The following is a 24522-nucleotide window of genomic DNA, read 5'->3' on the forward strand; positions in this document are numbered from 1 at the left end:
ACTTCAAATCGAGCAAGCCCGATATCTTACTCGATAATCTTCGCCACGACACCGGCGCCGACGGTACGGCCACCTTCGCGGATTGCGAAGCGCAGACCTTCTTCCATGGCGATCGGAGCGATCAGCTTGACCGTGATCGACACGTTGTCGCCCGGCATCACCATTTCCTTGTCCTTCGGCAGCTCGATCGAGCCCGTCACGTCCGTCGTACGGAAGTAGAACTGCGGACGGTAGTTGTTGAAGAACGGCGTGTGACGGCCGCCTTCGTCCTTGCTCAGCACGTACACTTCAGCCGTGAAGTGCGTGTGCGGCGTGATCGAACCCGGCTTGGCCAGAACCTGGCCGCGCTCCACGTCTTCACGCTTCGTGCCGCGCAGCAGGATACCGACGTTGTCGCCTGCCTGACCTTGGTCGAGCAGCTTGCGGAACATTTCCACGCCCGTGCAGGTGGTCTTCACCGTCGGCTTGATACCGACGATTTCGATTTCCTCGCCGACCTTGACGACACCGCGCTCAACGCGGCCCGTCACCACCGTGCCACGACCCGAGATCGAGAACACGTCTTCCACCGGCATCAGGAACGAACCGTCAACTGCGCGCTCCGGCGTCGGGATGTACGAATCCAGCGCGTCGGCCAGGTTCATGATCGCCACTTCGCCCAGCTCGCCCTTGTCGCCTTCCAGCGCCAGCTTGGCCGAACCCTTGATGATCGGGGTGTCGTCGCCCGGGAAGTCGTACTTCGAGAGCAGTTCGCGCACTTCCATTTCGACGAGCTCGAGCAGTTCGGCGTCGTCCACCATGTCGCACTTGTTCAGGAACACGATGATGTACGGCACGCCGACCTGACGCGCCAACAGGATGTGCTCACGCGTTTGCGGCATCGGGCCGTCAGCGGCCGAACACACCAGGATTGCGCCGTCCATCTGCGCCGCGCCCGTGATCATGTTCTTCACGTAGTCGGCGTGGCCTGGGCAATCGACGTGTGCGTAGTGGCGGTTAGCCGTTTCGTACTCGACGTGCGCGGTGTTGATGGTAATACCACGTGCCTTTTCTTCCGGCGCTGCGTCGATCTGGTCGTACGCCTTCGCTTCGCCGCCGAACTTCTGCGTGAGAACCGTCGTGATCGCTGCCGTCAGCGTGGTCTTGCCGTGGTCAACGTGACCGATCGTGCCCACGTTCACGTGCGGCTTGGTCCGCTCGAATTTACCTTTTGCCATGATTACCTTCTTTCAAAGTTTGGTTATCGGTTAAAGCTTGTGGCTTGCGCCGAATTACTTGCCCTTCGCGTTGATGATCGCGTCGGCGACGTTACGCGGAGCTTCAGCATAGTGCTTGAATTCCATCGTGTACGTAGCGCGGCCTTGCGTCAGCGAGCGCAGCGACGTCGAATAGCCGAACATTTCCGACAGCGGCACTTCGGCGCGGACGATCTTGCCGCCGCCAACCATGTCTTCCATGCCCTGGACGATACCGCGACGGCCCGACAGGTCGCCCATCACGTTGCCCATGTAGTCTTCCGGCGTTTCGACTTCCACAGCCATCATCGGTTCGAGGATGACCGGGCTTGCCTTGCGCATTGCTTCCTTGAAGGCCATCGAGCCGGCCATGCGGAACGCGTTTTCGTTCGAGTCCACGTCGTGGTACGAACCGAACGTCAGGTGAACCTTCACGTCCACAACCGGGAAGCCTGCCAGCACGCCCGACTTCAGCGTTTCCTGGATACCCTTGTCCACTGCCGGAATGTATTCGCGCGGAATCACACCGCCCTTGATCTCGTCCAGGAACTCGTAGCCCTTGCCTTGCTCGTTCGGCTCGAGCGTGATGACCGCGTGACCGTACTGGCCGCGACCGCCCGACTGCTTGACGAACTTGCCGTCGACGTCTGCCGCCGTCGTGCGGATCGTTTCGCGGTATGCAACCTGCGGCTTGCCGACGGTCGCTTCCACGTTGAATTCGCGCTTCATGCGGTCGACCAGAATTTCGAGGTGGAGCTCGCCCATGCCCGAAATGATGGTCTGGCCCGATTCCTCGTCCGTCTGGACGCGGAACGACGGATCTTCCTGAGCGAGACGGTTCAGCGCCAGGCCCATCTTTTCCTGGTCAGCCTTCGTCTTCGGCTCGACTGCCTGCGAAATCACCGGCTCCGGGAAAATCATGCGTTCCAGGACGATCGGGCTTTGCGGATCGCACAGCGTGTCGCCGGTCGTCGCTTCCTTCAGGCCGACGGCCGCAGCGATGTCGCCTGCGCGCACTTCCTTGATTTCTTCGCGCTGGTTCGCGTGCATCTGCAGAATACGACCGAGACGTTCCTTCTTGTCCTTGGTCGCGTTCAGGATGGTGTCACCCGAATTCACGATGCCCGAGTACACGCGGAAGAAGATCAGCTGGCCGACGAACGGATCCGTCATGATCTTGAACGCCAGCGCCGAGAACTTCTCGTCGTCGGCTGCGCGGCGCTCGGCCTTCTCGCCGCTTTCGAGTTCGCCCGTGACCGGCGGAATGTCGACCGGCGACGGCAGGAAGTCGATCACCGCGTCGAGCATGCGCTGCACGCCCTTGTTCTTGAACGCGGTGCCGCACAGCATCGGCTGAATTTCGCACGCGATGGTCCGGTCACGGATCGCCTTGACGATTTCCGCTTCGCTCAGCTCTTCGCCGCCGAGGTACTTTTCCATCAGCTCTTCGCTGGCTTCGGCAGCCGACTCGATCATCTTTTCGCGCCACTCGTTGCACGTGTCAACGAGTTCAGCGGGGATGTCGACGTAGTCGAACTTCGTGCCTTGCGAGGCTTCGTCCCAAATGATCGCCTTCATCTTCAGGAGGTCGACGACGCCCTTGAAGTTCTCTTCCGAACCGATCGGCACCACGACCGGAACCGGGTTTGCCTTCAGGCGGGTCTTCAGCTGGTCATAGACCTTGAAGAAGTTCGCGCCGGTACGGTCCATCTTGTTGACGAACGCGAGACGGGGAACCTTGTACTTGTTCGCCTGACGCCACACGGTTTCCGACTGCGGCTGCACGCCGCCCACCGCGCAGTAGACCATGCACGCGCCGTCGAGGACGCGCATCGAGCGCTCCACTTCGATCGTGAAGTCCACGTGTCCCGGCGTGTCGATGATGTTGATGCGGTGCTCGGGATAGTTGCCGCCCATGCCCTTCCAGAAGGCAGTGGTAGCAGCCGACGTGATGGTGATGCCGCGCTCCTGCTCCTGCTCCATCCAGTCCATCGTTGCTGCGCCGTCGTGAACTTCACCGATCTTGTGGTTCACGCCCGTGTAGAACAGGATGCGCTCGGTCGTCGTCGTTTTGCCGGCGTCGATGTGAGCGCTGATACCGATATTGCGGTAGCGCTCGATAGGTGTCTTGCGAGCCACTTTGGATCCTTTTTTCGGTCGACGCGCCGGCGAATTGCCGGCCGCGCCCTAACACAAACGGGCGAGGCGCCAAAACTAGCGCACCCGCCCTGATTTTCCGTTTGCCCGGTGAGCGGGAGCTTAGAAACGGAAGTGCGAGAATGCCTTGTTGGCTTCTGCCATGCGGTGAACTTCGTCGCGCTTCTTCATTGCGCCACCGCGGCCTTCCGCCGCTTCCTGCAGTTCACCTGCGAGACGCAGGGCCATCGACTTTTCGCTGCGCTTCTTCGCGGCTTCACGCAACCAACGCATCGCCAATGCCATACGACGCGAGGGACGCACTTCGACCGGAACTTGATAGTTGGCACCACCAACGCGACGGCTCTTCACTTCGACCACCGGCTTCACGTTGTTGAGCGCAACCGTGAACACTTCCAGCGGGTCCTTGCCACCCTTGGTCTGGATCTGCTCAAAAGCGCCGTACACGATACGCTCGGCAACCGACTTCTTGCCGGAGAGCATCAGCACGTTCATGAACTTGGCTACATCTACGTTGCCGAATTTCGGATCCGGCAACACTTCCCGCTTGGGGACTTCGCGACGACGCGGCATGATTCTTCCTTTACTTTTTCAGTTGGAGCGACTTTCCGCTCCGCGGCCACCAACTAACCCGATCCATCTCTTCGACTAAACCAGCTTGGCCGGGTGACCACTTACTCGATAGCACCGGCACTTCCGGCACCACCGCCTTAACCGCCTTGCGGCGACCTGATTCTTTTACTGCAGACGGGCAGCTTACTTGCCAGCCTTCGCGCGCTTCGCACCGTACTTCGAGCGAGCTTGCTTACGGTCCTTGACGCCCTGGGTATCCAGCGAGCCGCGAACCATGTGGTAACGCACACCCGGCAAGTCCTTCACACGGCCGCCGCGGATCAGCACGACCGAGTGCTCTTGCAGGTTGTGGCCTTCACCGCCGATGTACGAAATGACTTCGAAGCCGTTCGTCAGACGAACCTTGGCGACCTTACGGAGTGCCGAGTTCGGCTTCTTCGGCGTCGTGGTGTACACGCGGGTGCACACGCCGCGACGCTGCGGGCAGTCCTGCAGGGCCGGAGACTTGCTCTTCGTCGTTTCCGACGTGCGGCCTTTGCGAACCAGTTGATTGATGGTTGGCATTGTCTAATCCTAAAAATTAACAAAATCCACGCAAAACTCTCGGGCAAAGCGAAAAGAATTGCGCGTTTAGCGATCCCGATGATGAATTCCGCACGCCACACCCAGCGTTAAGCCGGATCCGAAGGCGGACCAAGAACGAGAACCAAGCATGATATTCTGAAAATCGCAATTGGGTCAATACGTTGCGGGTATTTCGGCGCTTTTTGGTACCGGACGTCAATCGGTGCCGACGACGTCGAGCAGTTCGTCGCCGAAGCGCTCGAGTTTGCGCACGCCGATGCCCGGAATATGTCGCAAATCGTCGATCGTATCGGGATCGCTGCGGGCGATTTCCGCGAGCGTAGCGTCGTGGAAGATGACGTAGGCCGGCACGCCGTCGCTCTTCGCGGTTTCCGCGCGCCAGGCACGCAGCCGCTCCCAACGCGCCTTCTCCCGCGGCGACATGCCCGCGGTCGGATCGGCGCGCTCGCCCGTGCGGCTGGATGACTGCCGGGCCCGCGCGGGCTTCACATATTTGCGCAGGGTGACGCGTTCCTCGCCTTTCAGGACGGGCTTGCTGGCGTCGGTCAGGACCAGCGCGCCGAAGCCGTCGTGATCGACCGCGAGATAACCGAACGCGACGAGTTGCCGGAACACGGCGCGCCATTCGGGTTCGGACAGCGCAGCGCCGACGCCGAACGTCGAGATTTTCTCGTGTCCGCGTTGCAGCACCTTTTCGCTACGTGTGCCGCGCAGGATGTCGATCAGATGCCCAGCGCCGAAACGGAACCCGCTCGCCTTTTGCGCCCGGTACACACAGGACAGCGCCATCTGTGCCTCACGCGTGGCATCGAACGAGGCAGGCGGCTCCAGACACGTATCGCAGTTGCCGCACGGCTTGCTCGTCTCGCCAAAATACGCGAGCAGACGCACGCGGCGGCAGGACGCCACTTCGCACAGGCCGAGCAGCGCATCGAGCTTGCCAGTCTGCACGCGTTTGTGAGCGTCGTCGGCTTCGGATTCGTCGATCATCTTGCGTTGCTGCACGACGTCGCCGAGACCGTACGCCATCCACGCGTTCGCAGGCATGCCGTCGCGGCCCGCGCGCCCGGTCTCCTGATAGTAGCCCTCGACGCTCTTCGGCAGATCCAGATGCGCGACGAAACGCACGTCCGGTTTGTCGATGCCCATACCGAACGCGATCGTCGCGCACATGACGATGCCCTCTTCGCGCTGGAACATTTCCTGATGCCGCTGGCGCGTCTCGAACTCCATGCCCGCGTGATACGGCAACGCGCGGATGCCCTGGCCTTTCAGCCAGTCCGCGGTTTCCTCGACCTTGCGCCGCGACAGGCAATAGACGACGCCGGCGTCCGTCGTGCCGTCCTTGTTCGTGTGCTCCGCGCGGATGAAGTCGAGCAGTTGCGATCGCGCGTTGTCCTTCTCGACGATCCGGTAACGAATGTTCGGCCGATCGAAACTGGAAACGAAAATGCGCGCATCGTCGAGCGCGAGGCGATGCACGATTTCGTCGCGCGTGATGGCGTCCGCGGTTGCGGTCAGCGCGATTCGCGGCACATCCGGAAACCGCTCGTGCAGCACGGAGAGCTGAATGTACTCCGGGCGGAAATCGTGGCCCCATTGCGACACGCAATGCGCTTCGTCGATTGCGAACAGGCCAACGCGCGTGCGTTCGAGCAATTCGAGGAAGCGCAGGGTCATCAGGCGTTCGGGCGCGACGTAGAGCAGGTCGATGTCACCCTCGCGGAGCGCCCGTTCGGTGGCCGCGGCCTCGGCGCCCGACAGCGTCGAGTTCAAGTAAGCGGCGCGCACGCCGACTTCTGTCAGCGCGGCGACCTGATCCTGCATCAGCGCGATGAGCGGCGAAACCACGATGCCTGCGCCGAGTCCCGCCTCGCTGCGCACGAGGGACGGAATCTGATAACAGAGAGACTTGCCGCCGCCCGTCGGCATGAGCACGAGCGAATCGCCGCCGTTCGCGACATGCTCGACGATCTCCGCCTGTTGTCCGCGAAATGCGGGATAGCCGAAGATTTCGTTGAGTATTTCGAGCGGACGGGACATGGACGAGAAGCGCGCACTGCGACGTGAGAGATAACGAATTCTACCAACGCATGGTCACGCGCCGACGAGGCGGAACGCATCGTTAGCCGAACGGCAGAGCCATCGAAGTGAAAATCGGCAGACGAAAAAAAACCGCCCAGCCGAAGCTGGGCGGTTCGATGCTGCTATGAACGAAAGACGCTTACTCGTTGGTATGCGGCTGCTGCTGCTCCGCTGCCGGGGTTTCCGGCGCACCAAACTCGAATGCCTCTTCGGCAGCAATCTGGTCGAAACGCTCGCGATCCGACGATTCCTTCGCCTTGCGCGCCTTGTGGAACGCGAGACCGGTACCGGCCGGAATCAGACGGCCGACGATCACGTTTTCCTTCAGGCCACGCAGATCGTCGCGCTTGCCCATGATCGCCGCTTCGGTCAGCACGCGGGTCGTTTCCTGGAACGACGCCGCCGAGATGAACGAATCCGTCGACAGCGAAGCCTTCGTGATACCGAGCAGCACGTTGTCGTACGTCGCCGGACGCTTGTCCTCCGCGATCATCTTGTCGTTTTCGTCCAGCATGTCCGAACGCTCGACCTGCTCGCCCGGGATGAAGCGCGTATCGCCGTTGTCGACGATCTGCACACGACGCAGCATCTGACGCACGATCACTTCGATGTGCTTGTCGTTGATCTTCACGCCCTGCAGACGGTACACGTCCTGCACTTCGTCCACGATGTAGCGCGACAACGCCTCGATACCCTGCAAACGCAGGATGTCGTGCGGATCGGCAGGACCGTCAACGATCATTTCGCCCTTGTTGACGACCTGACCATCGTGCACCAGCACCTGCTTTTCCTTCGCGATCAGGAACTCGTGCTGATTGCCCTCGAGGTCCGTGATGACGAGACGCTGCTTGCCCTTCGTGTCCTTACCGAACGACGTCGTGCCCGTGACTTCCGCCAGAATGCCAGCGTCCTTCGGCGAGCGCGCTTCGAACAGTTCGGCCACGCGCGGCAGACCACCGGTAATGTCACGCGTCTTCTGCGCTTCAACCGGGATACGTGCCAGCACTTCACCGACCTGCACTTGCTGACCATCCTTCACGGTGATCAGTGCGCCGACCTGGAAGCCGATCTGCACCGAATGCTCGGTGTTCGGGATCTTCACTTCCTCGCCGTTCGCGTCGAGCAGTTTCACCTGCGGACGCACGCTCTTCGTCTGCGAGCCGCGGCGCTTCGCGTCGATCACGACGAGGGTCGAAAGACCGGTCACGTCGTCGATCTGCTTCGCGACCGTCACGCCTTCCTCGACGTTTTCGAACTTCACCGTACCGCCCCACTCGGTGATGATCGGACGCGTCAGCGGATCCCATTGAGCCAGTTGCGCACCGGCCTTGATCGTCGCGCCGTCGAGTTGCAGCAGCGTCGCGCCGTACGGAACCTTGTGACGCTCACGCTCGCGACCGAAGTCGTCCGCGATGATCGCTTCGCCCGAACGCGAGATGACGACCTGCTCGCCCTTCGCGTTGGTGACGTAACGCATCGTGGCCGTGAAGCGCACCGTACCGTTGCTCTTCGCTTCGACCGTCGAAGCAACCGCCGCGCGCGATGCCGCACCACCGATGTGGAACGTACGCATCGTCAGCTGCGTGCCCGGCTCACCGATCGACTGAGCAGCGATCACACCGACTGCCTCACCGACATTCACGCGCGAACCGCGGCCCAGGTCGCGGCCGTAGCACGCGGCGCACAGGCCATAACGCGTTTCGCACGTGAGCGGCGTGCGCACGCGCACTTCGTCGATGCCGAGGCTCTCGATCTTTTCCACCGCGTCTTCGTCGAGCAGATCGCCCGAAGCGTAGATCGTCTCCTGCGTTTCCGGATTGACGACGTCCGCCACCGCGACGCGGCCGAGAATACGGTCACGCAGCGCTTCGACGACTTCACCGCCTTCGACCAACGCCTTCATCGCCACGCCGTTCGACGTGCCGCAATCATCTTCGACGACGACGAGATCCTGCGTCACGTCGACGAGACGACGCGTCAGGTAACCCGAGTTCGCGGTCTTCAGTGCCGTATCAGCCAGACCCTTACGTGCACCGTGGGTCGAGATGAAGTACTGCAACACGTTCAGACCTTCGCGGAAGTTCGCGGTAATCGGCGTTTCGATGATCGAGCCGTCCGGCTTCGCCATCAGGCCGCGCATACCGGCGAGCTGACGAATCTGCACCGCGGAACCACGAGCGCCCGAGTCGGCCATCATGTAGATGGAGTTGAACGACTCCTGCTTCGTTTCGTTACCGTCACGATCCGTAACCGGCTCCGTCGCGAGCTGCTCCATCATCGCCTTGCCGACCGCTTCCGACGTCGCCGACCAGATGTCGACCACGTTGTTGTAGCGCTCTTGCGCGGTGACGAGACCCGACATGTACTGGCGGTCGTACTCCTTCACCTTCTTCGCGGCGTCGCCGACGATCGTCTCTTTCTGCGGCGGCACGAGCATGTCGTCCACGCAAATCGAGATGCCGGCGCGCGTCGCGAGACGGAAGCCCATCTGCATCAGCTGGTCGGCGAAGATCACCGTTTCGCGCAGACCGCACTTGCGGAACGCCGTGTTGATCAGCTGCGAAATCTGCTTCTTTTTCAGCGGCTTGTTCAGCACCGTGAACGGCAGACCCGGCGGCAGAATCTCCGACAGAATCGACCGGCCGACGGTCGTCGCGTACAGCGTGATCTTCGGCACGAACTTCGGCGCGCCTTCGCTCGTGTCCTCGTTCGCCACCATTTCGGTGATACGCACGTTGACGCGCGAAGCCAGCTCGACTTCCTTGTTCTCGTACGCGCGGATCACTTCCGACACGCCCGTGAACGTCATGCCTTCGCCCTTGCCGTTCACCGCTTCACGCGATGCGTAGTAAAGGCCCAGCACGATATCCTGCGACGGCACGATCGACGGATCGCCGTTCGCCGGGAACAGGACGTTGTTCGACGCCAGCATCAGCGTGCGCGCTTCCATCTGCGCTTCGAGCGACAGCGGCACGTGAACGGCCATCTGGTCACCGTCGAAGTCGGCGTTGAACGCCGCGCAGACGAGCGGGTGCAGCTGAATTGCCTTACCTTCGATCAGCACCGGCTCGAAAGCCTGAATGCCGAGACGGTGCAGCGTAGGCGCACGGTTCAGCATGACCGGATGCTCGCGGATCACCTCTTCGAGGATGTCCCACACCACCGGCGTCTGGTTCTCGACTTCCTTCTTCGCAGCCTTGATGGTCGTAGCCACGCCCATCACTTCCAGCTTGTTGAAGATGAACGGCTTGAACAGTTCGAGCGCCATCAGCTTCGGCAGACCGCACTGATGCAGCTTGAGCGTCGGGCCGACCACGATCACCGAACGGCCCGAGTAGTCCACACGCTTACCGAGCAGGTTCTGACGGAAACGACCGCCCTTACCCTTGATCATGTCAGCGAGCGACTTCAGCGGACGCTTGTTCGCGCCGGTCATCGCCTTGCCGCGACGGCCGTTGTCGAGCAGCGAATCGACGGCTTCCTGCAGCATCCGCTTTTCGTTGCGGACGATGATCTCAGGCGCCTTCAGTTCGAGCAGACGCTTCAACCGGTTGTTACGGTTGATCACGCGGCGATACAGGTCGTTCAGGTCCGACGTCGCGAAGCGGCCGCCGTCCAGCGGCACGAGCGGACGCAGTTCCGGCGGCAGCACCGGCAGCACTTCGAGCACCATCCAGTCGGGCTTGATACCCGAGCGCTGGAATGCTTCGAGCACTTTCAGGCGCTTCGCGTACTTCTTGATCTTCGCTTCCGAACCCGTGTTTTTGAGTTCGGTGCGCAGCATCTCGACCTGCTCGTCGATGTTGATCGCGCGCAGCAGTTCGCGCACGCCTTCCGCGCCCATTTCGGCACGGAATTCGTCACCGTACTCTTCGACCTTGTTGTAGTAATCCTCTTCCGTCATGATCTGCCGCGCTTTCAGCGGCGTCATGCCCGGATCGATCACCACATATGCTTCGAAGTACAGCACGCGCTCGATGTCGCGCAGCGTCATGTCGAGCACCATGCCCAGACGCGACGGCAGCGACTTCAGGAACCAGATGTGCGCGACCGGCGAGGCCAGCTCGATGTGGCCCATCCGCTCACGACGCACCTTCGCCAGCGTCACTTCGACGCCGCACTTCTCGCAGATCACGCCACGATGCTTCAGGCGCTTGTACTTGCCGCAAAGGCATTCGTAGTCCTTGATCGGACCAAAAATCTTCGCGCAGAACAGGCCATCCCGCTCCGGCTTGAACGTGCGGTAGTTGATGGTCTCCGGCTTCTTCACTTCGCCGAACGACCAAGAACGAATCTTGTCGGGCGACGCGAGGCCGATCTTGATCGCATCAAAAACTTCTTCTTGTTGGACTTGCTTGAATAGATCGAGCAGAGCTTTCATTGCTTTCTCTCCGTAGTCCGATTAGTTGCGGTCCAGATCGATATCAATACCGAGCGAGCGGATTTCCTTCACCAACACGTTGAAGGATTCCGGCATGCCCGCGTCGATCACGTGGTCGCCCTTGACCAGATTCTCATAAACCTTGGTCCGGCCCGTCACGTCGTCCGACTTGACCGTCAGCATTTCCTGCAGCACATACGACGCGCCATACGCCTCGAGCGCCCACACTTCCATCTCACCGAAGCGCTGGCCACCGAACTGCGCCTTACCACCCAGCGGCTGCTGCGTGACGAGCGAGTACGGACCGGTCGAACGCGCGTGCATCTTGTCGTCGACCAGGTGGTGCAGCTTCAGGTAGTGCATGTAGCCGACCGTGACCGTGCGCTCGAATGCTTCGCCGGTGCGGCCGTCGTACAGCGTGACCTGGTTTTTCGACGGCGTCATGCCGAGGTTGTCCGCGATCTGATCCGGGAACGCCAGATCGAGCGCGCGCGTCATTTCGCCTTCCGTCGCGCCGTCGAACACCGGCGTCGCGAACGGCACGCCTTCGCGCAGGTTCTTCGCCAGTTCGACGATCTCGTCATCCGAGAAGGTTTCCAGCTCTTCCTTGCGGCCCGACTCGTTGTAGATCTGCGTGAGGAACTGACGCAGCTCTTCGATCTTCGCCTGACGCTGCATCATTTCGCCGATGCGCCAGCCGAGACCCTTCGCGGCCCAGCCCAGATGCACTTCGAGAATCTGACCCACGTTCATCCGCGACGGCACGCCGAGCGGGTTCAGCACGACGTCGGCCGGACGGCCATCGGCCATGTACGGCATGTCTTCGATCGGCACGATCTTCGACACGACACCCTTGTTACCGTGACGGCCCGCCATCTTGTCGCCCGGCTGCAGACGACGCTTGACCGCGAGATACACCTTGACCATCTTCAGCACGCCCGGCGGCAGTTCGTCGCCTTGCGTGAGCTTCTTGCGCTTCTCTTCGAACGCGAGATCGAACTGGTGACGCTTCTGCTCGATCGAGTCCTTGATCGCTTCCAGCTGTGCCGCTGCTTCTTCGTCCGCGAGGCGGATGTCGAACCAGTGGTAGTGGTCGAGATCTTCGAGGTACGCGAGGTCGATCTTCGTGCCCTTCGCGAGCTTCTTCGGACCACCGTTCGCGACCTTGCCGTTCAGCATGCGTGCGAGACGCTGGAACGCGTCGCCTTCCACGATGCGCAGCTGGTCGTTCAAATCGAGGCGATAGCGCTTCAGTTCGTCGTCGATAATCTGTTGCGCGCGCTTGTCGCGCGTGATGCCTTCACGCGTGAACACCTGCACGTCGATCACCGTGCCGCTCATGCCCGACGGCACGCGCAGCGACGTGTCCTTCACGTCGGACGCCTTCTCGCCGAAGATCGCGCGCAGCAGCTTTTCTTCCGGCGTCAGCTGGGTTTCGCCCTTCGGCGTGACCTTGCCGACCAGCACGTCGCCTGCTTCGACTTCCGCGCCGATGTACACGATGCCCGACTCGTCGAGACGGCCAAGCTGCACTTCAGCGAGGTTCGAAATATCGCGCGTGATTTCTTCCGGTCCGAGCTTCGTGTCGCGAGCAACGACATTCAACTCTTCGATGTGGATCGACGTGTAGCGATCGTCCGCAACGACCTTCTCCGAGATCAGGATCGAGTCTTCGAAGTTGTAGCCATTCCACGGCATGAACGCGACCAGCATGTTCTGGCCGAGCGCGAGCTCGCCCAGATCCGTCGAGGCGCCGTCGGCCAGCACGTCGCCGCGCGAGACCTTGTCGCCGACCTTCGCGATCGGACGCTGGTTGATGTTCGTGTTCTGGTTCGAACGCGTGTACTTGATCAGGTTGTAGATGTCCACGCCGACGTCGCCTGCAACGGCTTCATCGTCGTTCACGCGAATCACGATACGGCCCGCGTCGACGTAATCCACCACGCCGCCACGCAGCGCCTGCACGGTCGTACCCGAGTCGACAGCCACCGTACGCTCGATACCCGTACCGACGACCGGCTTTTCCGGACGCAGACACGGCACGGCCTGACGCTGCATGTTCGAGCCCATCAACGCGCGGTTCGCGTCGTCGTGCTCGAGGAACGGAATCAGCGATGCAGCCACCGACACGATCTGCGACGGTGCCACGTCCATGTACTGGATGCGGTCCGGCGTGACCATCAGCGTTTCGCCCGCTTCACGCGACGACACGAGTTCGTCGGTCAGCGTGCCGTCTTCGGCCACCGCCGCGTTCGCCTGAGCGATCACGTAGCGGCCTTCTTCGATTGCCGACAGATAGTCGATCTGGTCGGTCACCTTGCTGTCCACGACCTTGCGGTACGGCGTTTCGAGGAAGCCGTACTCGTTCAGGTGCGCGTACAGCGCGAGCGAGTTGATCAGACCGATGTTCGGACCTTCCGGCGTTTCGATCGGGCACACGCGGCCGTAGTGCGTCGGATGCACGTCGCGGACTTCGAAGCCCGCGCGCTCGCGCGTCAGACCGCCCGGTCCCAGTGCGGAGACGCGGCGCTTGTGCGTGATTTCCGACAGCGGGTTGGTCTGGTCCATGAACTGCGAAAGCTGCGACGAACCGAAGAACTCGCGAATCGCCGACGAAATCGGCTTCGAGTTGATCAGGTCGTGCGGCATCAGGTTTTCGCTTTCGGCCTGGCCGAGGCGTTCCTTCACCGCGCGCTCGACGCGCACGAGACCCGCGCGGAACTGGTTCTCCGCGAGTTCGCCGACGCAACGCACACGGCGATTGCCGAGGTGGTCGATGTCGTCCACTTCGCCCTTGCCGTTACGCAGCTCGACGAGGATCTTGATGGTCGCGAGGATGTCGTCGTCCTGCAGCGTCATCGGGCCGATGATTTCGTCGCGGCCGACGCGACGGTTGAACTTCATACGGCCGACCTTCGACAGGTCGTACGCGTCTTCGCTGTAAAACAGACGATTGAACAGCGCCTCGACCGCTTCTTCGGTCGGCGGCTCGCCCGGACGCATCATGCGATAGATCGCGATGCGCGCGGCCATCTTGTCGGCGGTCTCGTCGATCCGCAGCGTCGACGAGATGTACGGACCCTGATCCAGATCGTTCGTGTAGAGCGTCTGAATATCCTTGACCTTCGCTTCACGCAGCTTTTCGAGGACCGATTCCGTGATTTCCTCGTTGGCGTTCGCGATCACTTCGCCCGTTTCGGGGTCGATCACGTTCTTCGCCAGCACACGGCCGAGCAGGTACTCCTCGGGCACCGAGATGAACTTCGTCTTGGCGTTTTCGAGGTCGCGGATGTGCTTCGCGTTGATCCGCTTGTCCTTCGTGACGATGACGTTGCCGTCGCGATCCTGGATGTCGAAACGCGCGACTTCACCGCGCAGACGCTCCGGAACGAATTCCATCTGCGCGCCTTCGCTCATCAGGCCGAAGTTATCGAACACGAAGAAGTTGGCAAGGATCTGCTCCGGCGACATGCCGATAGCCTTCAGCAGGATCGTGACCGGCATCTTGCGGCGACGGTCGACGCGGAAGTACAGCACGTCCTTCGGGTCGAATTCGAAATCGAGCCACGACCCGCGGTAAGGAATGATCCGCGCCGAAAACAGCAGCTTGCCGGAGCTGTGCGTCTTGCCCTTGTCGTGCTCGAAGAACACGCCAGGCGAACGGTGGAGCTGCGACACGATCACGCGCTCAGTGCCGTTGATGACGAACGAACCCGTCGGCGTCATGAGCGGAATTTCGCCCATGTACACTTCCTGTTCCTTCACTTCCTTGACGACCGGCTTGCTCGGCGATTCTTTATCGAGCAAAACCAGGCGCACTTTCGCGCGCAGTGCCGAGCAGTACGTCAGGCCGCGCTGCTGACATTCCTTGATGTTGAATGCGGGCGGCGACAGCATGTAGCTGACGAACTCGAGCCGCGCGAAGCCGTTGTGCGAGACAATCGGAAAAACAGAGGTGAACGCAGCTTGCAAGCCTTCTGACTTGCGTTGCGAAGACGACGTGTCTGCTTGCAGAAACGTCTGGAATGATTCAAGCTGGGTCGCCAGCAAAAAGGGAACTTGGTGAACGATGGGGCGCTTCGCGAAACTCTTGCGAATACGCTTCTTCTCGGTGAAGGAATATTGCATACGATCTCCGAATCACGGCGGGCGTTACCGAGGCGGGATACCTCGATGTCACAGCCCGGTGTTCACCGACTGAGACCCGCGCACGTGTCCGGGGAGGACGCGCGAGTCTAGAAGCTTGGTGGTTGGCCGCTACCAACCGCTGGCTGACGGCAGCGGATGCCTGTGTTTCCCGCTACCCGACCAAACTTGCCTTCTGCAGTCGCTTCAGAAGACAAAGAGAACGACCGGGAATTTATTCCGATACGAGCGTTCTCTTTGGCTTCTGCGAGGACATTTATGCTTGCTGACAAGCATAAAAACTGCGTCCCCACAAAGCACAAAAAGGCCGGCGGTGAAAAACCGCCAGCCTTCGCATAGCGCAATGAAACTTACTTGATTTCAGCCTTCGCGCCTGCGTCTTCCAGCTTCTTCTTCGCTTCTTCAGCAGCAGCCTTGGGCACCGCTTCCTTGATGGGCTTCGGTGCGCCGTCGACCAGGTCCTTCGCTTCCTTCAGGCCGAGACCCGTCAGTTCACGAACTGCCTTGATGACGGAAACCTTGTTCGCGCCTGCTTCGAGCAGGTTCACGGTGAACTCGGTCTGCTCTTCAGCAGCAGCAGCGGCGCCACCAGCGCCTGCCGGGCCAGCAACTGCAACAGCAGCAGCCGACACGCCAAACTTCTCTTCGAACGCCTTGACCAGCTCGTTCAGTTCCAGCACCGACATCGCGCCAACGGCTTCCAGGATGTCTTCTTTTGCGATTGCCATTTGAAATACTCCTAAATTGAATTCGGATCGAGCTAGCGATCTAGCTTTGCCTTAAGCGACTAGCGCCCAAGCGCGATCGTTAAGCAGCTTCGCCCTGCTTCTTCTCAGCCAGCGCGGCCATAGCGCGCGCAAAGCCGGAAACAGGTGCCTGCATAACGAACAGCAGCTTGGAGAGCAGTTCTTCGCGGCTGGGGATGTTGGCCAGCGCTTGCACGCCAGCCTTGTCCATCACCTTGCCTTCGTAGGAACCAGCCTTGATGATCAACTTGTCATTGCCCTTACCGAAGTCGTTCACGACCTTGGCAGCGGCAATGGCATCTTCCGAGATGCCGTAGATCAGAGGACCGGTCATCTGCTCAGCCAGCGGAGCGAACGGCGTACCTTCGACGGCGCGACGCGCCAGCGTGTTTTTCAACACGCGCAGATACACCTGTTGCTCACGCGCTTTCGCGCGCAGCTTGGTCAGATCGCCAACCGTGATCCCACGATACTCAGCGAGCACCATCGTCTGAGCCTTCGCGACTTGCGCGGCGACTTCAGCGACGACTGCCTGCTTATCTTCTTTGTTCAGTGGCACGGTTAAACCTCCAGATTCGATGCACTCGGGCTACCAACCCTCATGCACCACGTTCGACAACGGCGTCCGACTGTTAGGAGTATTTCGGCCGATTGGTGAACCGTCTCACGACGCTCGACAACCGACTTCAACCACTGCAAAACTGTTTCGGGTTCGCCATCTGCGTTGGTTTGAATTAAGGCGATGCCTACCTGCAGCATCTCCACCAACGGTCTTTGACAACCGGCTGCCCGATTTGGAACTTCCATCCGGCAGCCGCCCAAAGCCCTTTTTGAAGCGCGGCCACTCGACCGCGCTCGTGATTCTTACTGCTGCGCCAGCGTGCCTTGATCCACGCGAACGCCGACACCCATCGTGCTCGACACGGCGATCTTGCGCAGGTACACGCCCTTGCTCGTCGCCGGCTTCGCCTTTTGCAGCGCGTCAATCAGCGCAGCCAGATTCTGGCGGAGCGAGGCCGACTCGAACGATGCGCGACCGATCGTGCCGTGGATGATACCGGCCTTGTCGACGCGGAATTGCACCTGACCCGCCTTCGCATTCTTGACCGCTTGGGCAACGTCCGGCGTAACCGTACCGACCTTCGGGTTCGGCATCAGGCCGCGCGGGCCGAGGATCTGACCGAGCGTACCGACCACGCGCATCGTGTCCGGCGAAGCGATCACGACGTCGAAGTTCAGATTGCCAGCCTTGACTTGCTCGGCCAGGTCTTCCATGCCGACCACGTCCGCGCCAGCTGCGCGAGCTTGTTCAGCTTTGTCGCCTTGGGCGAACACTGCCACGCGAACCGACTTGCCGGTACCAGCCGGCAGAACCACGGAACCGCGAACAACCTGGTCCGACTTCTTCGCGTCGATGCCGAGTTGCACTGCCACGTCGATCGACTCGTCGAACTTGGCGCTCGCGCATTCCTTTACGAGAGCCAGTGCGTCGTCGATCGGATACAGCTTCTGACGATCAACCTTGTTCGCGAATGCCTGAAGGCGCTTCGAAAGCTTAGCCATTTACACGCCCTCCACAGTGATACCCATCGAACGCGCGCTGCCGGCGATCGTGCGCACGGCTGCGTCCAGATCAGCTGCCGTAAGATCCGGCATCTTGGTCTTCGCGATTTCTTCCGCTTGAGCGCGGGTGATGTTGCCGACCTTGTCGGTATGCGGCTTGCTCGAACCCTTCTGCACGCTGGCTGCCTTCTTGATCAGAACGGTGGCCGGCGGCGTCTTCATGATGAAGGTGAAACTCTTGTCCGCGAATGCCGTAATGACGACCGGCACCGGCAGACCCGGCTCCATGCCCTGAGTCTGCGCGTTGAACGCCTTGCAGAACTCCATGATGTTCAGGCCGCGTTGGCCCAGTGCCGGACCGACCGGCGGCGACGGGTTGGCTTTACCTGCAGGAATCTGCAGCTTGATAAAGCCGACGATTTTCTTTGCCATATTGGAAAACCTCTGCTGAACGCGCGAGCGTTCGGTGAGTGATAGCGCGTGTTCGACGTTGCCGGCTACTGACGCTCCTCAACGGCCATGACGCGGACCGTAAGCGCGAATCGCGCGATGACTCGAGAGCCACGCGCGATATTTTCGATTAGAGCTTTTCGACCTGGCCGAACTCGAGTTCGACCGGTGTCGATCGCCCGAAGATCGTGACGGAGACACGCACTCGGGACTTTTCGTAATTCACTTCTTCGACGTTGCCGTTGAAGTCGGTGAACGGACCTTCCTTCACGCGGACCATCTCGCCCACTTCGAAAAGCGTCTTGGGCCGCGGCTTTTCAACGCCTTCCTGCATCTGCGACATGATCTTTTCGACCTCACGCGCAGAAATGGGACTCGGACGATTGCGTGCGCCGCCCACGAAACCAGTGACTTTGGCCGTGTTCTTGACCAGGTGCCACGTTTCGTCCGTCATTTCCATTTCGACCAGGACGTAGCCCGGGAAGAAACGACGCTCAGTGACCGACTTGTGACCGCCCTTTACTTCAACAACTTCTTCGGTCGGGACGAGAATCTGACCGAATTGATCTTGCATGCCTGCACGTTCGATGCGCTCCTGAAGCGCACGTTGCACGCTCTTCTCCATGCCGGAGTAGGCGTGCACCACATACCAACGCTTTCCACTCGGGGATGTCGGAGTATCGCTCATATCATTTCCAACCCAGAATCGCCGAGAATATCACCCATTCGATCGACTTATCGCTAAGCCAAAGGAAAATGGCCATGATCAGAACAAACGCGAAGACCACCAGGGTCGTTTGCGTGGCCTCTTTGCGGGTCGGCCAGACGACCTTGCGGACTTCCTTGTACGAGTCTTTGGCGAAGGCGATGAAACCTTTGCCCGGCGCAGAGAGAAGACCGACTGCGACACCCGCGATGACACCGACAGCAAGCGCTGCGCCGCGGACGTACCATTCTTGGCCCGAGAGCCAGAAGAATCCAACGAACCCGGCCAAGACCAACAATACGCCCGCCACCAACATCAACTTGTCGCCGGAAGTATTTACAGTTTCGACGGAAGGATTCGCCATAACACCTTAAACAGCGCCACTTGGCGCGAGAATTTGGCAGGGGCAGAGGGAATCGAACCCCCAACCTTCGGTTTTGGAGACCGACGCTCTGCCAGTTGAGCTATACCCCTAAACCATTGGGGTCGACGGATTTCGCCGACCCCGAAACCACTAAACTACCGAGAAGATCTCTGGCTCTTACTCGATAATCTTCGCCACGACACCGGCGCCGACGGTACGGCCACCTTCGCGGATTGCGAAGCGCAGACCTTCTTCCATGGCGATCGGAGCGATCAGCTTGACCGTGATCGACACGTTGTCGCCCGGCATCACCATTTCCTTGTCCTTCGGCAGCTCGATCGAGCCCGTCACGTCCGTCGTACGGAAGTAGAACTGCGGACGGTAGTTGTTGAAGAACGGCGTATGACGGCCGCCTTCGTCCTTGCTCAGCACGTACACTTCAGCCGTGAAGTGCGTGTGCGGCGTGATCGAACCCGGCTTGGCCAGAACCTGGCCGCGCTCCACGTCTTCACGCTTCGTGCCGCGCAGCAGGATACCGACGTTGTCGCCTGCCTGACCTTGGTCGAGCAGCTTGCGGAACATTTCCACGCCCGTGCAGGTGGTCTTCACCGTCGGCTTGATACCGACGATTTCGATTTCCTCGCCGACCTTGACGACACCGCGCTCAACGCGGCCTGTCACCACCGTGCCACGACCCGAGATCGAGAACACGTCTTCCACCGGCATCAGGAACGAACCGTCAACTGCGCGCTCCGGCGTCGGGATGTACGAATCCAGCGCGTCGGCCAGGTTCATGATCGCCACTTCGCCCAGCTCGCCCTTGTCGCCTTCCAGCGCCAGCTTGGCCGAACCCTTGATGATCGGGGTGTCGTCGCCCGGGAAGTCGTACTTCGAGAGCAGTTCACGCACTTCCATTTCGACGAGCTCGAGCAGCTCGGCGTCGTCCACCATGTCGCACTTGTTCAGGAACACGATGATGTACGGCACGCCAACCTGACGCGCCAGCAGGATGTGCTCACGCGTTTGCGGCATCGGGCCGTCAGCGGCCGAACACACCAGGATTGCGCCGTCCATCTGCGCCGCGCCCGTGATCATGTTCTTCACGTAGTCGGCGTGGCCCGGGCAATCGACGTGTGCGTAGTGGCGGTTAGCCGTTTCGTACTCGACGTGCGCGGTGTTGATGGTAATACCACGTGCCTTTTCTTCCGGCGCTGCGTCGATCTGGTCGTACGCCTTCGCTTCGCCGCCGAACTTCTGCGTGAGAACCGTCGTGATCGCTGCCGTCAGCGTGGTCTTGCCGTGGTCAACGTGACCGATCGTGCCCACGTTCACGTGCGGCTTGGTCCGCTCGAATTTACCTTTGGCCATTTTCGACTCCTAACAGGATTTTCGCACCTTGCGCCGCGCGCAACTTACTAGACTGATACAGCTGGTGCCCATGGGCAGGATCGAACTGCCGACCTCTCCCTTACCAAGGGAGTGCTCTACCACTGAGCCACATGGGCACTACAAAACCGTCACTGGAGCGGGTGAAGGGAATCGAACCCTCGTCGTAAGCTTGGAAGGCTTCTGCTCTACCATTGAGCTACACCCGCGAGGGTTGGATTCCCTTACCGCTTGAATTCTGGTGGAGGAGGTTGGATTCGAACCAACGTAGGCGTAAGCCAACAGATTTACAGTCTGCCCCCTTTAGCCACTCGGGCACCCCTCCGCAGAGAACTATCGATTATGGGGTAACAACACGCCGTTGTCAAGCGTTTCTTACGACCCGAAACAATCGAGGCTCTCACTTATAGGTGAGACGAAATGCAAAAAGCCCCAACTCCGGGAGTTGGGGCTTTTTGTTTGCATCAAAGCATGAGGAGCCTGACGATTACCTACTTTCACACGGGTGATCCGCACTATCATCGGCGTGGAGTCGTTTCACGGTCCTGTTCGGGATGGGAAGGGGTGGTACCGACTCGCTATGGTCATCAGGCATGACTTGTTGCTGTGTCGCGGGTTCGCGCTACAGCCAATCTGGGAAGAAGTAGAAGTGTTTGGGCAGTGACTGCGGGCACAGGCGTCACTCAACCAGCGTTCCCCTGCGGGGACTTGTCCCAGTCAGCGCTAAAGCGCTAACTTGAGACTGACGCAAACACACTGGTTATAGGATCAAGCCTTACGGGCAATTAGTATCAGTTAGCTCAATGCATTACTGCACTTACACACCTGACCTATCAACGTCCTGGTCTGGAACGACCCTTCAAGGGGCTCGAAGCCCCGGGGATATCTCATCTTAAGGCGAGTTTCCCGCTTAGATGCTTTCAGCGGTTATCTCTTCCGAACATAGCTACCCGGCGATGCGACTGGCGTCACAACCGGTACACCAGAGGTTCGTCCACTCCGGTCCTCTCGTACTAGGAGCAGCCCCCTTCAAATATCCAACGCCCACGGCAGATAGGGACCAAACTGTCTCACGACGTTTTAAACCCAGCTCACGTACCTCTTTAAATGGCGAACAGCCATACCCTTGGGACCGGCTACAGCCCCAGGATGAGATGAGCCGACATCGAGGTGCCAAACACCGCCGTCGATATGAACTCTTGGGCGGTATCAGCCTGTTATCCCCAGAGTACCTTTTATCCGTTGAGCGATGGCCCTTCCATACAGAACCACCGGATCACTATGACCTGCTTTCGCACCTGCTCGACTTGTCGGTCTCGCAGTTAAGCACGCTTATGCCATTGCACTATCAGCACGATTTCCGACCGTACCTAGCGTACCTTCGTACTCCTCCGTTACGCTTTGGGAGGAGACCGCCCCAGTCAAACTGCCTACCATGCACTGTCCCCGACCCGGATCACGGGCCAAGGTTAGAACCTCAAACAAACCAGGGTGGTATTTCAAGGACGGCTCCACCAAGACTAGCGTCCTGGCTTCATAGCCTCCCACCTATCCTACACAGATCGGTTCAAAGTCCAATGCAAAGCTACAGTAAAGGTTCATGGGGTCTTTCCGTCTAGCCGCGGGGAGATTGCATCATCACAAACACTTCAACTTCGCTGAGTCTCGGGAGGAGACAGTGTGGCCATCGTTACGCCATTCGTGCAGGTCGGAACTTACCCGACAAGGAATTTCGCTACCTTAGGACCGTTATAGTTACGGCCGCCGTTTACCGGGACTTCAATCAAGAGCTTGCACCCCATCATTTAATCTTCCGGCACCGGGCAGGCGTCACACCCTATACGTCCACTTTCGTGTTTGCAGAGTGCTGTGTTTTTATTAAACAGTCGCAGCCACCAGTTTATTGCAACCCTTTCACCCTCCTGGCGCAGGCCAGTCAAGCTACAAGGGCGTACCTTATCCCGAAGTTACGGTACCAATTTGCCGAGTTCCTTCTCCCGAGTTCTCTCAAGCGCCTTAGAATACTCATCTCGCCCACCTGTGTCGGTTTGCGGTACGGTCATTATTAGACTGAAGCTTAGAGGCTTTTCTTGGAACCACTTCCAATTGCTTCGCTTCCGAAGAAGCTCGCGCCACACCCTTGAATTACGTGCCCGGATTTGCCTAAGCACCTTCTCCAATGCAGCGACCGGGACGTCCAACACCCGGACAACCTTCCGCGATCCGTCCCCCCATCGCATCTAACAATGGTGCAGGAATATTGACCTGCTTCCCATCAGCTACGCATTTCTGCCTCGCCTTAGGGGCCGACTCACCCTACGCCGATGAACGTTGCGTAGGAAACCTTGGGCTTACGGCGAGGGGGCTTTTCACCCCCTTTATCGCTACTCATGTCAGCATTCGCACTTCCGATACCTCCAGCATGCCTTTCGACACACCTTCGCAGGCTTACGGAACGCTCTCCTACCACACACGTATCTTTCAACGTGTATCCGCAGCTTCGGTGACTGGCTTGAGCCCCGTTACATCTTCCGCGCAGGACGACTCGATCAGTGAGCTATTACGCTTTCTTTAAAGGGTGGCTGCTTCTAAGCCAACCTCCTGACTGTTTTAGCCTTCCCACTTCGTTTCCCACTTAGCCAATCTTTGGGACCTTAGCTGGCGGTCTGGGTTGTTTCCCTCTTGACACCGGACGTTAGCACCCGATGTCTGTCTCCCGTGATTGCACTCTTCGGTATTCGGAGTTTGCTATGGCGTAGTAATCCGCAATGGACCCCACAACCATGACAGTGCTCTACCCCCGAAGGTGATACACGAGGCACTACCTAAATAGTTTTCGGAGAGAACCAGCTATTTCCAAGTTTGTTTAGCCTTTCACCCCTATCCACAGCTCATCCCCTAACTTTTCAACGTTAGTGGGTTCGGTCCTCCAGTACGTGTTACCGCACCTTCAACCTGGCCATGGATAGATCACTTGGTTTCGGGTCTACGCCCAGCAACTGATCGCCCTATTCGGACTCGCTTTCGCTACGCCTGCCTTAATCAGTTAAGCTCGCTACTGAACGTAAGTCGCTGACCCATTATACAAAAGGTACGCCGTCACCCCTTACGAGGCTCCGACTGTTTGTATGCATGCGGTTTCAGGATCTATTTCACTCCCCTCCCGGGGTTCTTTTCGCCTTTCCCTCACGGTACTGGTTCACTATCGGTCGATCACGAGTATTTAGCCTTGGAGGATGGTCCCCCCATCTTCAGACAGGATTTCACGTGTCCCGCCCTACTTGTCGTACCCCTAGTTCTTTCATACTGTTTTCGCTTACAGGGCTATCACCTGCTATGGCCGCACTTTCCAGAGCGTTCAGCTAACAATACAAATAAAGAGTACAGGCTGCTCCCATTTCGCTCGCCACTACTTTGGGAATCTCGGTTGATTTCTGTTCCTGCGGTTACTTAGATGTTTCAGTTCACCGCGTTCGCTTCACATAGCCTATGTATTCAGCTATGGATACTCCATTAGGAGTGGGTTTCCCCATTCGGACATTTGTGGATCAAAGCTCGTTTGCCAGCTCCCCACAACTTTTCGCAGGCTACCGCGTCCTTCATCGCCTGTGATCGCCAAGGCATCCACCACATGCACTTGTTCGCTTGACCCTATAACGAGTGTGTCTGCTTGCGCGTCTTCACCACGTCATAGGCTGAGTATTCGCGTTGTGCCGTATTCCAAGTCATCATTAAGATCACTTTTCATACTTGATACAATCACTACCCTGAATCGTTAATCACGCCCATCTCTAAGCGCTTTCGCGATTCTCTTTACTACTTCTTCCAGATTGTTAAAGAACGTTTAGCCGATAGGTGCACTTCTATACCTACAGCATCAACTGGCTTCAATCGCCAATGCACAGGATTCAATGATTTGAACACTGTGCATTGAGGATTGGTGGAGGATGACGGGATCGAACCGACGACCCCCTGCTTGCAAAGCAGGTGCTCTCCCAGCTGAGCTAATCCCCCGTGTATGCCTGACTTCGACTCCGTCTCTCATCAGCACGCCCCGGGTGGTGGGTCTGGTTGGATTCGAACCAACGACCCCCGCCTTATCAAGACGGTGCTCTAACCGACTGAGCTACAGACCCTTAGCCTGT

14 protein-coding genes, 6 tRNA genes and 2 rRNA genes are annotated in these 24522 nt (G+C 59.3%); all 22 read right to left on the reverse strand.

Going from position 1 to position 24522, the window contains the following annotated elements:
* Positions 1 to 26: 26 nt before the first annotated feature.
* The 22 genes from tuf (AC1Z32_RS12210) to AC1Z32_RS12315 all read right to left on the reverse strand — a co-directional run bounded on the left by tuf (AC1Z32_RS12210) (position 27) and on the right by AC1Z32_RS12315 (position 24513).
* Entirely contained in the window at positions 27 to 1217 is a 1191-nt protein-coding gene (gene tuf / locus AC1Z32_RS12210) for an elongation factor Tu (RefSeq protein WP_061120225.1), read from the reverse strand.
* Between the two features lie 54 nt (positions 1218 to 1271).
* Positions 1272 to 3374 (reverse strand): elongation factor G, encoded by a 2103-nt coding sequence (fusA, locus tag AC1Z32_RS12215; RefSeq protein ID WP_483478929.1) that lies wholly within the window; start codon positions 3372 to 3374, stop codon positions 1272 to 1274.
* Positions 3375 to 3494: 120 nt separating this feature from the next.
* Positions 3495 to 3965: a 30S ribosomal protein S7 gene (rpsG, locus tag AC1Z32_RS12220; protein ID WP_008343817.1), complete on the reverse strand. Its 471-nt coding sequence runs from the start codon at positions 3963 to 3965 to the stop codon at positions 3495 to 3497.
* Between the two features lie 183 nt (positions 3966 to 4148).
* Positions 4149 to 4529 (reverse strand): 30S ribosomal protein S12, encoded by a 381-nt coding sequence (gene rpsL / locus AC1Z32_RS12225; RefSeq protein WP_006053290.1) that lies wholly within the window; start codon positions 4527 to 4529, stop codon positions 4149 to 4151.
* A 216-nt stretch (positions 4530 to 4745) separates the two neighbouring features.
* Positions 4746 to 6593 (reverse strand): DNA helicase RecQ, encoded by a 1848-nt coding sequence (gene recQ / locus AC1Z32_RS12230; protein ID WP_483478930.1) that lies wholly within the window; start codon positions 6591 to 6593, stop codon positions 4746 to 4748.
* A gap of 181 nt (positions 6594 to 6774) precedes the next feature.
* Positions 6775 to 11016 carry a DNA-directed RNA polymerase subunit beta' gene (rpoC, locus tag AC1Z32_RS12235; RefSeq protein ID WP_483478931.1) on the reverse strand — a complete coding sequence of 1414 codons (4242 nt, stop codon included), beginning with the start codon at positions 11014 to 11016 and terminating at the stop codon, positions 6775 to 6777.
* 21 nt (positions 11017 to 11037) lie between these two features.
* The gene (rpoB, locus tag AC1Z32_RS12240) at positions 11038 to 15144 is read right to left on the reverse strand and encodes a DNA-directed RNA polymerase subunit beta (RefSeq protein ID WP_483478932.1); all 4107 of its coding nucleotides are present in this window, start codon (positions 15142 to 15144) and stop codon (positions 11038 to 11040) included.
* Positions 15145 to 15512: 368 nt separating this feature from the next.
* Positions 15513 to 15890, reverse strand: coding sequence for a 50S ribosomal protein L7/L12 (rplL, locus tag AC1Z32_RS12245; RefSeq protein WP_062608719.1), 378 nt, complete (start codon positions 15888 to 15890; stop codon positions 15513 to 15515).
* Between the two features lie 79 nt (positions 15891 to 15969).
* The gene (gene rplJ / locus AC1Z32_RS12250; protein ID WP_483478933.1) at positions 15970 to 16467 is read right to left on the reverse strand and encodes a 50S ribosomal protein L10; all 498 of its coding nucleotides are present in this window, start codon (positions 16465 to 16467) and stop codon (positions 15970 to 15972) included.
* Positions 16468 to 16772: 305 nt separating this feature from the next.
* Positions 16773 to 17471: a 50S ribosomal protein L1 gene (gene rplA / locus AC1Z32_RS12255; protein WP_483478934.1), complete on the reverse strand. Its 699-nt coding sequence runs from the start codon at positions 17469 to 17471 to the stop codon at positions 16773 to 16775.
* Positions 17472 to 17903 (reverse strand): 50S ribosomal protein L11, encoded by a 432-nt coding sequence (rplK, locus tag AC1Z32_RS12260; protein ID WP_062608716.1) that lies wholly within the window; start codon positions 17901 to 17903, stop codon positions 17472 to 17474.
* Between the two features lie 148 nt (positions 17904 to 18051).
* Complete coding sequence (gene nusG, locus AC1Z32_RS12265; RefSeq protein ID WP_062608715.1) at positions 18052 to 18609, reverse strand: transcription termination/antitermination protein NusG; 558 nt, start codon at positions 18607 to 18609, stop codon at positions 18052 to 18054.
* Position 18610: 1 nt separating this feature from the next.
* Complete coding sequence (gene secE / locus AC1Z32_RS12270) at positions 18611 to 18991, reverse strand: preprotein translocase subunit SecE (protein ID WP_008343790.1); 381 nt, start codon at positions 18989 to 18991, stop codon at positions 18611 to 18613.
* Between the two features lie 34 nt (positions 18992 to 19025).
* Positions 19026 to 19101 (reverse strand) — tRNA-Trp (locus AC1Z32_RS12275).
* Between the two features lie 67 nt (positions 19102 to 19168).
* The gene (tuf, locus tag AC1Z32_RS12280; protein ID WP_061120225.1) at positions 19169 to 20359 is read right to left on the reverse strand and encodes an elongation factor Tu; all 1191 of its coding nucleotides are present in this window, start codon (positions 20357 to 20359) and stop codon (positions 19169 to 19171) included.
* Between the two features lie 62 nt (positions 20360 to 20421).
* A tRNA-Thr gene (locus AC1Z32_RS12285) sits at positions 20422 to 20496 on the reverse strand.
* 16 nt (positions 20497 to 20512) lie between these two features.
* A tRNA-Gly gene (locus AC1Z32_RS12290) sits at positions 20513 to 20586 on the reverse strand.
* 30 nt (positions 20587 to 20616) lie between these two features.
* Positions 20617 to 20702 (reverse strand) — tRNA-Tyr (locus AC1Z32_RS12295).
* A gap of 153 nt (positions 20703 to 20855) precedes the next feature.
* Positions 20856 to 20969: ribosomal RNA gene (gene rrf, locus AC1Z32_RS12300) — 5S ribosomal RNA — on the reverse strand.
* 172 nt (positions 20970 to 21141) lie between these two features.
* Positions 21142 to 24028 (reverse strand): 23S ribosomal RNA (locus AC1Z32_RS12305).
* Positions 24029 to 24315: 287 nt separating this feature from the next.
* A tRNA-Ala gene (locus AC1Z32_RS12310) sits at positions 24316 to 24391 on the reverse strand.
* Positions 24392 to 24436: 45 nt separating this feature from the next.
* Positions 24437 to 24513 (reverse strand) — tRNA-Ile (locus tag AC1Z32_RS12315).
* Positions 24514 to 24522 lie beyond the last annotated feature (9 nt).

Source organism: Caballeronia sp. 11_S32 (assembly GCF_056930355.1).